10 protein-coding genes and 1 pseudogene are annotated in these 13,610 nt (G+C 62.2%); 1 reads left to right on the top strand and 10 read right to left on the bottom strand.

The window, feature by feature from the left end; translation table 11 throughout:
- From CFII68_RS25305 to CFII68_RS25340, 8 genes are all read right to left on the bottom strand, one after another.
- Nucleotides 1–1,203: an MFS transporter gene (locus tag CFII68_RS25305; protein WP_018600378.1), complete on the bottom strand. Its 1,203-nt coding sequence runs from the start codon at nt 1,201–1,203 to the stop codon at nt 1–3.
- 126 nt (nt 1,204–1,329) lie between these two features.
- Nucleotides 1,330–3,858 carry an RND family transporter gene (locus CFII68_RS25310; RefSeq protein WP_018600373.1) on the bottom strand — a complete coding sequence of 843 codons (2,529 nt, stop codon included), beginning with the start codon at nt 3,856–3,858 and terminating at the stop codon, nt 1,330–1,332.
- Between the two features lie 4 nt (nt 3,859–3,862).
- Nucleotides 3,863–4,966: a YCF48-related protein gene (locus CFII68_RS25315; protein WP_018600371.1), complete on the bottom strand. Its 1,104-nt coding sequence runs from the start codon at nt 4,964–4,966 to the stop codon at nt 3,863–3,865.
- A gap of 72 nt (nt 4,967–5,038) precedes the next feature.
- Nucleotides 5,039–6,403 (bottom strand): DUF1329 domain-containing protein, encoded by a 1,365-nt coding sequence (locus CFII68_RS25320; protein ID WP_018600369.1) that lies wholly within the window; start codon nt 6,401–6,403, stop codon nt 5,039–5,041.
- 12 nt (nt 6,404–6,415) lie between these two features.
- On the bottom strand, nt 6,416–8,095 hold the full coding sequence (locus CFII68_RS25325; RefSeq protein WP_018600367.1) for a DUF1302 domain-containing protein: 1,680 nt from the start codon (nt 8,093–8,095) through the stop codon (nt 6,416–6,418).
- A gap of 128 nt (nt 8,096–8,223) precedes the next feature.
- Complete coding sequence (locus tag CFII68_RS25330) at nt 8,224–9,348, bottom strand: FAD-dependent oxidoreductase (RefSeq protein ID WP_018600365.1); 1,125 nt, start codon at nt 9,346–9,348, stop codon at nt 8,224–8,226.
- Nucleotides 9,349–9,526: 178 nt separating this feature from the next.
- Complete coding sequence (locus CFII68_RS25335; RefSeq protein ID WP_018600363.1) at nt 9,527–9,889, bottom strand: Rieske 2Fe-2S domain-containing protein; 363 nt, start codon at nt 9,887–9,889, stop codon at nt 9,527–9,529.
- Nucleotides 9,890–9,904: 15 nt separating this feature from the next.
- The gene (locus tag CFII68_RS25340) at nt 9,905–10,843 is read right to left on the bottom strand and encodes a VOC family protein (protein WP_018600362.1); all 939 of its coding nucleotides are present in this window, start codon (nt 10,841–10,843) and stop codon (nt 9,905–9,907) included.
- A 327-nt stretch (nt 10,844–11,170) separates the two neighbouring features.
- Here CFII68_RS25340 and CFII68_RS25345 point away from each other — a divergent pair, with 327 nt between their 5' ends.
- Nucleotides 11,171–12,082, top strand: coding sequence for a LysR family transcriptional regulator (locus CFII68_RS25345; RefSeq protein WP_018600359.1), 912 nt, complete (start codon nt 11,171–11,173; stop codon nt 12,080–12,082).
- A gap of 25 nt (nt 12,083–12,107) precedes the next feature.
- Here CFII68_RS25345 and CFII68_RS28100 read toward each other — a convergent pair whose 3' ends face one another.
- Both CFII68_RS28100 and CFII68_RS28095 read right to left on the bottom strand, forming a co-directional pair.
- Entirely contained in the window at nt 12,108–12,908 is an 801-nt protein-coding gene (locus CFII68_RS28100) for a methyl-accepting chemotaxis protein (protein WP_371103351.1), read from the bottom strand.
- Between the two features lie 57 nt (nt 12,909–12,965).
- Nucleotides 12,966–13,262 (bottom strand): annotated as a pseudogene (locus tag CFII68_RS28095) (HAMP domain-containing protein); the annotation flags it as partial.
- Between the last annotated feature and the right edge of the window lie 348 nt (nt 13,263–13,610).

Raw genomic sequence — 13,610 nt, 5'->3', positions numbered from 1 at the left:
TCAGCGATCAGCGTCTGCGGCAACCGCAGCGGGAAAAGCTGACCTGCGGCCACGCAACCGAATGCAGGCCAGGGCCACCAACAGTTGAACACCCGCGACAATTCCCAGTGCGGCAGGCAAAGCGCTGATCATTCCCCCGGTGATCGCCAGCACCACCAGCGGGCTGGCGAACTCACCGGCAAAGAACATCGCCGTGAAGCCGCCGGCGGCGCGGCCGCGCTGCTGGAAGTCGACCAGGCTCATGATCCAGGTAAGCAGGGTCGGCATCATCAGGCCGATGCCCAGGCCGTTGATCAGTACCGCGATCACCACCAGCCCATGACTGTCGGCCACCGCCAGCAGCCCGCCACCGATACCGGCCGCGACGAAAGCCAGGAGCATCTGCCGGTGCGCAGGGACACCACGCAACAGACGGAAACTCAGGGCGCCGACCAGAACGCCAAACTGACTGGCGCCCATGGTCATACCGATCTGCTGCGAGCCTTCGACATGCAGCAGGTTGAGCAGGTAACCGACTTGTACCGGCACGATGAACAGGCTCAAGCCCGCCAGGAATGCCAGGGCATACAACGGCGCCAAGGGGCGCCAGGGGAATGCCCTGCCCGCCGCGGTTGTCGCGGTGACGACCTGCGCCCGCGGCTCCCACAGCAACCAGACCATCAGCGGCAGAAACACCAGCCCCAGCCCATACAAGGCAAACGGCGTGCGCCAGCCGTGTTCGCCGAGCACGCCACCGACGGCAATGAAAATCGCCGCCGACAACGAGGTCGCAACCATTTGCAGGGCGAACATGCGTTCACGCCGCGCGCCGCTGTAGTAGTCGCCCATCATCGTGGTGCAACAGGTCATGATCGCCGCTTCGGCCACCCCGATGCCGGCGCGGCTGATCACGATGACCTCTAGCGACTCCAGCCATAGCGGCAGCACGCCACAGACGGTGTAGAGAAACATCGCACCGATCAGCAACGGCTTGCGCCCAAGCCGGTCGGCGATGATCCCGGCCACGGGTGCCAACAGTGCAATCATCAACGCCGGTAGCGTCAGGGCAATGGGCACCAGCACGGCCACACCCGGCGTGTCGGCGAAGTGCTCCTGCATACGCGGCAGGATGGGAGCCAGCAGCACCGCACCGAGCACCGGCAGGCAACTGCCGAGTAGCAGCAACAACGACTGTGGCAAACCTGCCTGGCGTTCAACGCTCATCACGCACCTCCGGTGGTTGGGTCGCGCAGAACGCCATGCCGAAGGCACTCAGGCCGGCGATAAGGTCAAGCCATAAAGACTGCTGGAACAGCGACACACGAGGCATGGGAAAGTCCTTTCTTGTTGTTATGACGCGACGGGATTGGCGGCTGTTGTCGTTTGATCGTGTCCCGAAGTCAGGCGCAGCGAGTGCTTCACGCAGACCCCCTCCTCGGCTACGGCCGGCATCAGCGGCAGGCTCGTCGAGTGGTTGGGGCCGGCCTCGGCCTGCCCCGTGCTGACACGTTTGCTCGGCAACAGGAAGTGAGCCAGGGCCGGCAACAGAACCAGCGCACCGACCATGTTCCAGACGAACATGAAGGCCAGCAGCACGCCCATGTCAGCCTGGAACTTGATTGGCGAAAACATCCAGGTGGCCACGCCGATCGCCAGGGTCACACCGGTCAGCATCACCACCTTGCCGGTGGACAGCAGTGCCCGGTAATACGCCTGCGACAGGCTGGTGCCCTGGCGCATATGACCGAGCAGGATGCTCATCACATACAGCGCGTAGTCGACGCCGATGCCCACGCCGAGGGCGATCACCGGCAGGGTCGCGACCTTGACGCCGATGTTCAGCCAGACCATCAGCGCCTCACAGAGGATCGACGTGAGCATCAGCGGAATCACCGCACAAATCGTGGCGCGCCAGGAACGGAACGTGATCAGGCACAGCAGGATCACGGCGCCATAGACCCAGAACAGCATTTCGCGGTTAGCCTGCTTGACGACAATGTTGGTCGCCGCCTCGATCCCGGCATTGCCAGCGGCCAGGAGGAACTGGACCTCGTCGGTATTGTTCGCCGCGGCGAATTGTTCGACGTGCTCCACCAGGCGGGTGAGGGTTTGCGCCTTGTGGTCGGAGAGGTAGACGTACAGCGTCAGCAGGCTGCAGTCTTCGTTGTACAGCCCGCGCGGCGCCCCGGCGGTGACCATGTTGAGCATCGCCTGGTTGTTCTGCAGCTCATACCACTTCGGGCTGCCTTCGCTGAGGCCCACCAGCATCCGGCGGTTCAGCAGCGCCAGCGAATTGGTCGAATCAACCCCTGGCAAGGTGCGCAACTGCCAGTCGAGGGCATCGACCTTGCGCAGGATGTCGTAGCGCGAACAGGCGCTGGCTGGCGTCTTGATCATGACCGCGAACAGATCGCTGCTGGCGCCGTAATGACGGGTCAGGAACGCGTCATCCTGGTTGTAGCGCGAGTCGGCCCGCAGCTCGGGCGCGCCAGCGTCCAGATCCCCAACCTTCAATTGCAGGCTGACGATGAAACCGAGCGTCGCCAGCGCCAGGCTCAGGGCGATGCACAACGCCGCCCAGCGCCGCTGGGTGAACAGGTCGAGAAAGCGCCAGAACCCGTGGCGACTCTGACCGGCCTGTTCAGCGTGCTCGCTTTTCAGGCTCAGTCGCGCGGCGCGGCGGCTGACGCCCACATAGGAGAGCAAAACCGGCAGCAGGATCAAATTGGTGAAGATCAACACCGCTACACCGATACTGGCGATCATCGCCAGGTCCTGGATCACCTGGATCTTGATGATCATCAGCACCGCAAAGCCGACCGCATCACACAGCAGCGCGGTGAGACCGGCGAGAAACAGACGGCGGAAGGTGAAGCGCGCGGCGACCACCCGGTGCATGCCGCGCCCGATGTCCTGCATGATGCCGTTCATCTTCTGGGCGCCATGGCTCATGCCAATGGCAAACACCAGGAACGGCACCAGCACCGAATAGGGGTCCAGCTGATAGCCCAACAGCGGCAGTAGGCCGAGCTGCCAGACCACCGCCACCAGCGAGCAGAACACCACCAGCAAGGTGCTGCGGATGCAGCGGGTGTACCAGTAGAGCACCACGGCGGTGATCAGGATCGCCACGGCAAAGAACACCAGGATCTGCCGCAGGCCGGCGATCAGGTCACCGACTTTCTTGGCGAAACCGGTGATACGAATGTCGATGCTGTCGCTCTGGTACTGGCTGCGCAGCGATTCCAGTTGTTGCGACAGCCGGGTGTAGTCCAACGGCTGGCCATCGGGGGTGCGCTGCAGCAGCGGTACCTGGATGATGCTCGAGGCCTGGTCGAACGCCACCAACTGGCCGATTTCGTTGGACAGTTGCACATTGCGCCGCAATGCCGCCAGGCTCGCGGCGCCGCCATCATAGTTATCCGGAATGACCGGCCCACCGTCCAGGCCCGCTTCGGTCACCGCCACCCAGCGCGTGGCCGGTGTCCAGAGCGACTTCATGTACGCGCGGTCGACACCGGGCAGCAGATAGATCTTGTCGCTCAATGCCTGCAGCGTCTTGAGGTAGGCGCTGTCGTAGATGTCGCCCCGCTTGTTGACCACCGCGATGCGCACCGAGTTACCCAGCCCGCTCAGTTCCTTCTGGTGCTCAAGGTAGTTAGCGATATAGGGCTGATGGGTGGGAATCATTTTTTCGAAACTGGCGTTGAGCTCGACACGACTGGACTGCCAACCCAGCACCAGCGTGGTCGCCAGGCACAGCAGCAACACCCACAGGCGATGGTTGAACAGGGCTCGCTCGAGCACCGAACCGGAACGCGGATCAAAGTCTTCGAACGCATTCGCGGGGGACTGGGAAAAATTACCAGGGGACGTCATAACCTCACTCCGAAGCGGCAGTGGATGGCTGCGCAAGACGCTGCAGCCCGGTGAAACCGGCAACGATCAAGCTGCCATCGGCGGCCTCGATCACACTTGAAACAGGTTTGCCCAAGGGCTTGCCCAGTGGCTGCAGCGCCGCCCCGGTCTGCTCAGCGCTGAGAAACAGCGCGCCGCCCTGGTTGACCAGCAGCACTTGGCCGCCGGCCAGGCGGGTGGCGTCGTTGAAAGAAATCGGCATAGGGACAGACAGGTGCTGGAAGCTTGCGCCACCGTCATTGGATATGAAGGCATTGCCCCTCAGGCCACCCACCAACAGGGCGCCATCGGCGCGGCTCTGCAAGGTGAAGAAACTGCCTTCATAGGGACTTTCCAACTGACTGAACGACACCGCGTCGTCATCCGAGCGCGCCAGGTAACCCTGCTCGCCAGCCAGGAACCAGCGCGGTCCCTGATGACTGATGGCGTACAAGTGCATCCCGTTCGGGTTGGCGATGTGCCCCATCAGCGACTGCCACGTGGCGCCGCCGTCCGCGGTCCACAGCGCCAGGCCGTAGGCACCGACGATCAGCCCGTGTTGGGCGTCGATGAATTCGAGTGCCAGGAAGGGTTTGTCAGCGCCATCGGCAACGAGACGCTCGGCATTTTGTACACGTACCAATGCGTCATCCGGGTTGGCTGCCGTGGCTTGGTCAGCCTTGGCTGCATCCAGTTCAAGCTGTGCCGCACGCGCGCCGTCGAGTTGCAGCGTCCAGTGCTCACCGCCATCACGCGTGGCCAATACCACGCCAGCGTGACCCACTGCCCAACCCTTTTGTGCATCGACAAACTGCACCGCCGTCAAGCTGACCGAAACCGGTACCGAGGCCTGGCGCCAGCTTTGTCCATTGTCGTCGGAGAGCAGCACCATGCCGCGCTCGCCCACCGCCACCAGACGTGTGCCGGCCCGCGCCAGATCGATCAATACGCTCTTCTGCGCCGCCGGCACCGGCATGGCCGGGGTGCTCAACGGTGCGCCCACGGTAGTCGGTCCTGCCAGGCACTCGCTCGTGGCGAAGGGCAAATACAGGGCCAAGAGCACAGCGCTCGCCTGACTGATTCTGTTCATAACCTAACCTCGGAAAAACACTCGCACCCCAAGGGCAGACCGACAGGCCTGCCCTTCACGCTCAGCTCAGACTCAACGCACGCCGCGACCGGCCATCGCCGCTGGCGAGAACTCCGAGGCCTTGTAGCGATCGACCGCGTGATACTGATCCGGCAATCCGGCGTAGACGTTCTGGATAAACCACGCCCCCGAAGTCAGGTCATAAAAACCGGCAGACAGTTGCACCAGGCCTGGCAGGTCGGGCAATACGGAAGGCAGGGACCAGAGGGTCTTGGCCAGTTGACCGCTGGCGTCCCAACGGTCGCCGAGCAGGGCTTGCCAGGTGTCTTCGTCGAGGTAGTAACGGCCTTTGGGCAACTGGTGACGCTTACCGGCGGCCAATGTCGACTCGACTACCCAGACGCGGTGCAACTCCCAACGCACGTAGTCAGGGTTCAGATGGTGCTTGGCGAACAGGTCTTGCGGCTGGGCAGCGGTCTGCACCTTGTTGGTGTTGTAGGGAACGTACATTTCCTGCTTGCCCACCAGTTTCCAGTCGAACCGGTCCGTACGGCCCTGCCACACGAACAGTTCGTCGAAGGACATGACCCCGGCGGTGGACGGCGTCGGTGTATCGCAGCAGGCGTTGGGCAACGTGCGCACCCGGCGCTGACCGGCCAGATAGACATGGGCCTGGGATTTTTCGCCGTTGATGTTCTCACGCCCCAGGATCTGTTCGCCGGCACGAATCGCCGGGCCGGAATTGACAAAGTGCACCTGCCAGTAGTCGCCCGAGTAGTTTTCAGGGCCGCCTTCCTCGAAGTAGTAGGGCATCTCCTGGGTCAACAGGCCGTCGCTGGTCATCACCTGGTTGCCGTCGGCCGTCATCAAATAGTGGCGAAAATGCGCCGCCACCGAGGTGCCGCGCCAGTTCAGCAGGTGGTTCCAGATGGCTTCGGTACCGTTCTGTGGAATCGGAAACGGGATCCCGCCATAGGCCCCGTCGGGGATCAGGCCGGCGCTGCTGTCGACCAGTTTGGCGCGGGTCGCGTTCTTGAGCGTGTTGCCATAGACCCACTGCGGCGCGGCGGCTGTGCGCCGGGTCGGATAGACATCGATGCGATAGGTGTCCGGGAAACGCTTGAACAGCTCCTTGGTGCCGTCGCTGAGCTTGTCGGCGTACTTGGCCAGGTTCTGGGCGGTGATGCTGTACAAGGGTTTGTCCGCGGCAAACGGATCGCCACGTTTGCCGCCCGGAACATAGCCTGGATCGACCTTGGTGTAGCCACCGTCCCAGGCCGGAATGCTGCCGTCGGCATTACCCGCCTTCTCGGCACCGAAGGGTGTCAGGGTCTTGCCCAGCGCGGCCGCTTGTTCAGCGCTGGCGGCCAGGGTCATCGGCGCGGTGGCGGCCAGCAGGGTTAAGCACAAGGCCTTTAGAGTGAACTGAATGGTCATGCGCAAATCCTCTTAGAACGTGGTCTTGACGGAGAAAGCCAGGTAGTCCCGGTCCTTCAACGACTGCTTGTAATTGAACTGATTGGCGGCGTTGAGGCTGGTGTCCTCGGGACCGTAGAAGTGGGTGTAGGTCAGCCCCACGGTCACTTGGTCCAGGTAGGTGGCGGAGACGCCGATGTTCATGTCCCCTCCTCTATCGGGGCCGAACCCGCTGATCACCGCCGACTTGCCCATGGGGAAGTAGCTGATACCCACCGGCACGCTGATATCGACACCAGGGAAAAACTGGCGATAGGTGGGCGTGTACACCAGCTTCAAGCCCAGGCCGTCATCGGTGGCGTTAGGATCGAGGGCGGCGCGATTCTTGGTCACGGCCAGCAAGCGGTTCCAGGCGATCTCCCCGACCAGGCTGGCCTCATTGGCGACGAAGGAAGGGCCCAGCGATGCCAGGACATTGAGGTTGACGTGGGCCGTCCGGCCGACGGCGTACAAGGCGTCATCATTGTTGTCCGCCTCGACGCCCGGCAGGACGGTCTGGGCGTTGGACACCAACGGCATGTTCCAGCGCATGGACGCCTCGCCGGCAAAGCTGTACTCATCCACGGAGGTGGCGAAACTGGCGCCAAGGACACGGATATCCTCCGGGTAGACCCAGGAATATTCGCCGACTTGCCCGGTACTGAAGTTCGGCCCGGTAGCATTCGGCTTCAAGTACAACGTGGGCGTTTTCTCGTGATACTGCAGCGCGTACAGGCCGTAATCCGTCGTCCCAGTGTTGTACTTGAGCTGCAGGCCGCCCTGGCCGGAGCTCCTGGCTTTCTTGTCCTTGCCATGGAAAAACGCGGCCGGGCTGTTGGCATTACCGCCAAGGAAATCCGGGAATGGCCCGCCAGTGATCAGCCGTTCATTGCCTTCACCGATGGTATCGCTGGTGGAGAAATAGCTGCCGGCGCCCGGCAAGCGGGTGGCCTCCCACTCCAACTGGTAAAAGGCGCCCAATGACACATCGTCGGTCAGTTGGTAGGCGGTCGAGAGCTGATTGACCGGCCGGGTGATTTCCTTGAACTGGGTATTGGGTACCGATTGCGCCTTGACCACGTCCACCGGCGCCATGGCCCCGGCAATGCCGTTGCCGCCGAAGAACAGGCTTTCACCCCAGATCAGGCCGTGGCGCCCCGCGCGAACCGACAAGGCACGGTCGGCCAGCTCACCGTTCCAGTAGACGAAGGCATCGAGCAGTTCGCCGTCACCGCCATGCAGATGACGGGTGTCGCTGGTGAATTCGTCGAAACCCACCGAACGTTGGTTGGCACTGGCCGCATCATTATTGTCGTTGCGGTCCTGGTAGACCGTGTCATACCAGGCAGCACCGCTCAGGCGGGCACCGAAGTTGTGATAACCGATGTCCAGTTCGGAAAGAATATCCAGGCGATTGGAGATCAGCCCCTTGCCGAAGTTGTGATCGCCGTCATTCTGGTTCAACGCCGTCTGCCCTTCGCTGAGCTTGCTGCTGGGGTCCTTCAGGCGCCAGGCCGCGCTGTACTTCAGCGTGTTGTCCCAGCGCAAGCTGAGATCGGGGTTGCCGGTATCGATCTGAAAGGCCTGGGCAGCCGAAGCGCCAAGCCCCAGACTGGCCGCAAGGGTCAGGGTGAAGGGGACGCGCCGCGACGCAGCGATCTTGCGAGTAGCCATCGAAGTAACCCTCTTTATTGTTGTTGTATGTCAGCTCTTCTGGTGAAACGGCGCCCGCAGTCGAGCCGGGCCCAGCCTGCACAGGCATGAAGCATCCATGGGAGAGCGAATTCGGTTTTGCCGGCGCCTCAGATAGGCTGTGCCGTGACCTCGAGCATTCGCCTGACCAGGCCGATCCGGTCGAAGCTGCTGTCGTGGGCCATTTCCTTGTCACCGGCCAGCACCGAGCTTTCGCTGATGAATTTGCAGCGTTCATAACGGCGCGCCATAAAGCGTTCGAGCTGCTGTTCGACGCTGCCGCCGGCGACCAGCTCTTCGCCTAGCACGACGGCATCTTCAATGGCCATGCCGGCGCCCTGGCCCAGATGCGGCGTCGTGGCGTGTACCGCGTCGCCAATCAACACGACACGGCCGCGGTACCAAGGCTCACTGACGAACACCACCTCCAGCGGCTTGTAGACCACCCGTTCGCTGTCGCTGATCTGCTCGCGCAGTTCGCCGATCAGCCCGGTGAAACCGCTCAGGCGCTGGCGCATCTGGGTCGCCAGCGTGGCGGTATCCATCCTCGGGTTGGCGGGCTCGTGGGAGGTCACGAACAGGTACATCTGGTCGCAACCCAGCGGCACCAGCCCGGCATTACCGGCAGGTCCCTGGAAGGTGGCCAGATGATCGATTCCAGCGGCGCGCGGGAAGTTGTAGCGCCACACCGCTTGGCCGGTGAAGCGCGGTGGGTACTGCTCGCCGAACAGCAAGCCGCGCATTGTTGAGTACAGGCCATCGGCGCCCACGACCAGGTCGTAACGACCCCGACTGCCACCGGTGAACAGCACATCAACGCCCTCGCCCACCTGCTCCAGCGTCTCGACGCTCAAGCCCAGGCGAATCGAAGCGCCCAAGGCAATGGTGGTTTCGCTGAGGACTTGATGCAGGGCCAGGCGCGAGATGCCGACGTTGGCTGGATACTCGGGACCCGCCAGGCGCTGACCGGGTATTCGCGCCAGCTGTTCACCGGCCGTGGTATTGATGGTCACATCCTCGAACGCGTAGGCGGCGTCGAGGTAGCCGTCCAACACACCCAACTTGGCCATCTCGCGCACGACGTTACTCTGCTGGATGATGCCAACGCCGTAGACTGTCCATTGCGTCTTGAGCTCGACAAGATCGACTTCAATGTCCTTGCGACGCAAAGCGATTGCGGCGCATAGACCACCGATACCGCCACCGACAATAAGCACTTTTTTCACTGAGTTCATGCTTGTCTCACTCTTATTCTTGTTATTCACGCTAGTGTTCTGTCGGAGCGATCCCAGGCTTCACTAACGGCTACTTCTGCACGCATTCGCTACCGCGTTGTGTTCACTTTCTCGGCAAAGCAGGCGTTTGACTAATCGCATGTAGGGATACGATGTATCAGCAACCGCGATACGTTAACTAAGGTCCACACGCGTCCAACTGACCCGCTTCGAGCACCAGCCAATCGGCCTCCGTATGCCATTGCAGAGCACTCAGGCGCTCCCCCAGGCACGGTCCGTAGACGCACAGGCCACTGTCCGGAAGGAACCGGGCACCGTGGGCGTAACAGACAATCTGGCTACCATCGGCGCTGAGAAAACGGTCCTTGCGGTACTCCAGCCGCACCGCCAGGTGCGGGCAACTGTTGCGATAGACCCGCACCTCGCCGCCATGGCGCAGGGCGAACACGCTGTCCTTCCCCGTGCCCAGGGGATCGAACCCGCGGGCCTGCCCTTCGACCACGTCATCCAGGTGACAAAGAAGAATGGCGTCGTGACTCATGGACGACATCCGCACTCAGGCCTGCTTGGGCGGCGGGCCGCTGGGGAACCATTTTTCCCGGGAAGTGAACAGGAACAATTGCGAGTTATCCGCCGACAATGGCGCCTGCCGCGCTTGCCAGGCGTCATCGTGCTTGTCCATGTCTGCGTCGTATTCGATGTGGCAGCCCAGCGGGCTGTTGAAATACCAGAACCAATTGGAGCCAAAGAGGTGACGGCCCGGTCCCCAGAAGCTGGTCCAGCCGTGCTGCTCGAAGCGACGCCCGGCCAACAGCACTTCCGTGCCGCTGCCCATGTGAAAGGTGAAGTGCTCGCACCCCTTCATATGCGGTGGCGTCTGGATCATGAACAAACAGTGATGGTCATCGGAACCGGCGGGACGCATGAACGGACCCGCGCCAACAAAGGTGTCGGTGGTCACGAAGCCCAGGCGTTTGTAAAAGGCCTCGGCCTTGGCCGCATCCGGCACGAAATACACCACGTGGGACAGGGTCCGCGGCAGGGCCTGCATATCGGGGCTGATGCCCGGTTGGTTGACCGGGCGCTGGGGGGCATGGCCCGGCGCATTGGTCAGGTCCGCCGGCGCGCTGTACGCACGCCGCACATTGATCTGGAAACCAATGGCAAAGCCCATGTCGTCCACACTGTGCACGGAACCATCGGCACCGCGGGTCACCAGGCGATCGCGCCCCAGTTCATCGGCGATGGCCTCAAGATCAGTTGCGCTGGCCACGCCATAAACGGTTTCACGAATCGAAGGCGCAGGCCCTATGGCCGCCGGCAGACTGGCATCGTCCGCACGACGGATAATCACGGCAGTGCCGTCGAGGGCTTCAAAACGACCGCCCTCGCTGTCGACATCGACAGGCAGCAGACCGTAGTCACGCAGGCAATGAGTACAGGCTTGAATGTCGTCGACGCCAAAAATCAAGGCATCAAGGCCAATGATGTTCATTGAGTTACCACTCCATTGTAATTATTCAGCGCAGGCCAGCACCCCGCTTACGGGAGCCGTGCCAGGCGGAGCGCTGCCGAGGCTGGTCTTGGAGTCGATAAAGCCTCACGGCCAACCGACTGTGGGCCGATACTGAAGGGGCAAAAACGCACTGACTAATCGCTTGTCGGGATGCGACCTATCGGCAAATGCGATACCTGGCTGCACAGCGCCAAGTGCTGTGAAAAATCGAACAGGCATCGCTCGACTCGCCCACTCATGGGACTTGACGCCGCGATAGGAAGGTCGGAAGGTATTTACAAAATAAATACAAGAATCGAGACCGCCATGCGTTTTAACCACTTGGATCTCAATCTCCTGGTGGCGCTTGATGTGTTACTGGAAGAGCAGAACATCACCCGCGCCGCCGAACGCCTGCACATGACCCAATCCGCCACCAGCGGCGTACTGGGCAGGCTGCGCCTCTACTTCGAAGATGAACTGCTGGCGCAGGTCGGGCGCAAGATGCAGCCCACGCCCTATGCCCGTGAACTGGCGGCGCCCGTGCGCCAGGTACTGCTGACGATCCAGTCCTCGATCACCGCCAAACCGGTGTTCGACCCCGCCACCAGCAAGCGCCATTTTCGCCTGATCACTTCGGACTATCTGATCAGCGTCCTGTTTGCCCGGGTGATCCAGAAGATCTCCCTGGAGGCCCCGCATATCACCTTCGAACTGCTTGGCCCCGGCGACACGTCCACCGAGCTGCTGATGCGCGGCGAGGCCGACATGATGATCGTGCCTGAGCGCTATCTCATCGAAGGCCACCCATCGCAGTTGCTGTTCGAAGAAGAGCATGTATGCGTGGTGTGGGACGGCAACACCCAAGTGGGCGACAGCATCACCCTCGATCAGTACATCGAGATGGGCCATGTCTCGGTGATTTTTGGCCGCAACCGGCAACTGAGCGTCGAAGAATGGCTGATGAGCCAGTACGGTTTCACGCGTCGCATGGAAGTGGTGACCCACGACTTCAACACCTTGCCGCAGTTGATCGTCGGCACCCAACGCGTCGCCACCATGCTCCAGCGCATGGCCAGGCTCTACGCCAACTACCTGCCGCTGCGCATCCTGCAACCACCGGTGAAAATCCCGGTGATGCGTGAGTTCATGCTCTGGCACCGGACCATGGAGGGGGATCCGATGCACCGTTGGCTGCGGGCGAAAATCAGTCAGATCATCAACGAGCTGGAGCAGTAGTAGCGGCCATTACTAGCAGGCGAGGTCAGGTACGAAAGTGCCCGACAGCCGCCTTGAGCTCGCCGCCAACCTGTTGCAAGTCGGCCGTCGAGACTTGCAGTTGCAGGCTTTCCCTGGCACTGCCCTCGGCCACTTCGCGCACCCGTGTCATGCTCTGGCTGACTTGCTCGGCCACCACACTCTGCTGCTCGGCCGCCGCGGCAATCTGCTGGTTCATCTGCTCGATGCGGGACACCGCCCGGGTAATCCGCGCCAGTGCCTGGGAGGCTTGTGCGGCAAGCACCACCGTTTCATCGCTCAGCACATGGCTGCCTTGCAAGCGCTCGGCGGCTTGTTGGGCAACACTGCTCAGACGAACGATCAACCCTTCGATTTCCGTGGTCGAGCGCTGTGTGCGTCGTGCCAGGCCACGCACTTCATCGGCGACCACAGCGAAGCCACGACCATGCTCACCCGCCCGCGCGGCCTCGATGGCGGCGTTGAGCGCCAGCAGGTTGGTCTGCTCGGCCACCGCCTTGATGACATCGAGCACACCACCAATCGCCGCGCTCTCCACCAGCAAGGACCGCATGGCCTCGGCACAACCTCTCATTTCCACAGCCAGGTGGTCGATCTTGCCACCCGCCTGGCGCACCAGTTCATCGCCCTCACGCGCTTGTTGGTCGGCATGCGCCACCGCTTCGCTGGCCTCACCCGCGTTGCGGGCGACCTCCTGCGCCGTGGTGGCCATCTGTTGCATGGCGGTGGCGGCCAGTTCGGTTTCCTGGCGTTGATGTTCGACACCACGGCTGTTGCTCAAGGTCACTTCGGCCAAGCTGCCGGCCATGCCGTTAAGCGAGCCGACACCTCGGTCGATACGCCCGACCAATCCCCGCAGACTGCCCAGCATGTTGCCCACGGTGCCCAACAATTGACCCAATTCATCACGACGACCACTGTCTGACGGCGGATCACTCAGGTCCCCCGCCGCCACGCGCAGGACCAACTGCACAGCCTGGCGCAACGGTTGCACAATCAACTGACGGATCAGCAGGCTGGCGCCAATACCCAAGGCGAGTGCCAGAACAGTGATCAAACCCAATTGGCGATCGGCATTGCGATTATCGTCCAGGACCGCATGCCTTTGCTGCTCATCGGCCTGGGCCAGCAGCTTGCTTACCTGCTCGGTCTGCGCGTTCATCGCCGCACTGCTTTGTGCACTTTGCCCACGGCTGTCGACGAACTCGACGAAGGCCTTGCGGTAGTCACCCAAGGCCGTGTTCGCCTCCTGCAGCGACTCGCCTTGCTGCTCGCCAAGATCAAGCGCCTGCATGGCGGCCAGCAGATCACTCATGCTCATTTCCCAGTCGCTGCGGTAACGCTCCTCGCCATCGAGCGAGTAGTACAGCTCGCTGTCACGCAGTTTGGCGAGTTTGTCCCGCAACGCGGCCGTCTGCTCAAGTCGCACCATCTGATCGCTGTCCGGCGGTGTCCCCTGCCCCAACCGGGCGTTGAGCGCATCCAGTTGATCGAGAAACAGCAGGGTAAA

The organism is Pseudomonas sp. CFII68 (assembly GCF_000416195.1).
Lineage (GTDB): Bacteria > Pseudomonadota > Gammaproteobacteria > Pseudomonadales > Pseudomonadaceae > Aquipseudomonas > Aquipseudomonas kilonensis.
Note: the sequence above shows the minus strand (reverse complement) of the source record. Positions and strands in the feature narration are given on the sequence as shown.

Bases quoted from the DNA above. Each gene is read 5' to 3' on its own strand.
- CFII68_RS25305 (WP_018600378.1), bottom strand. From the start codon at position 1,203: ATGAGCGTTGAACGCCAGGCAGGTTTGCCACAGTCGTTGTTGCTGCTA.
- CFII68_RS25310 (WP_018600373.1), bottom strand. From the start codon at position 3,858: ATGACGTCCCCTGGTAATTTTTCCCAGTCCCCCGCGAATGCGTTCGAA.
- CFII68_RS25315 (WP_018600371.1), bottom strand. From the start codon at position 4,966: ATGAACAGAATCAGTCAGGCGAGCGCTGTGCTCTTGGCCCTGTATTTG.
- CFII68_RS25320 (WP_018600369.1), bottom strand. From the start codon at position 6,403: ATGACCATTCAGTTCACTCTAAAGGCCTTGTGCTTAACCCTGCTGGCC.
- CFII68_RS25325 (WP_018600367.1), bottom strand. From the start codon at position 8,095: ATGGCTACTCGCAAGATCGCTGCGTCGCGGCGCGTCCCCTTCACCCTG.
- CFII68_RS25330 (WP_018600365.1), bottom strand. From the start codon at position 9,348: ATGAACTCAGTGAAAAAAGTGCTTATTGTCGGTGGCGGTATCGGTGGT.
- CFII68_RS25335 (WP_018600363.1), bottom strand. From the start codon at position 9,889: ATGAGTCACGACGCCATTCTTCTTTGTCACCTGGATGACGTGGTCGAA.
- CFII68_RS25340 (WP_018600362.1), bottom strand. From the start codon at position 10,843: ATGAACATCATTGGCCTTGATGCCTTGATTTTTGGCGTCGACGACATT.
- CFII68_RS25345 (WP_018600359.1), top strand. From the start codon at position 11,171: ATGCGTTTTAACCACTTGGATCTCAATCTCCTGGTGGCGCTTGATGTG.
- CFII68_RS28100 (WP_371103351.1), bottom strand. From the start codon at position 12,908: ATGGCCGGCAGCTTGGCCGAAGTGACCTTGAGCAACAGCCGTGGTGTC.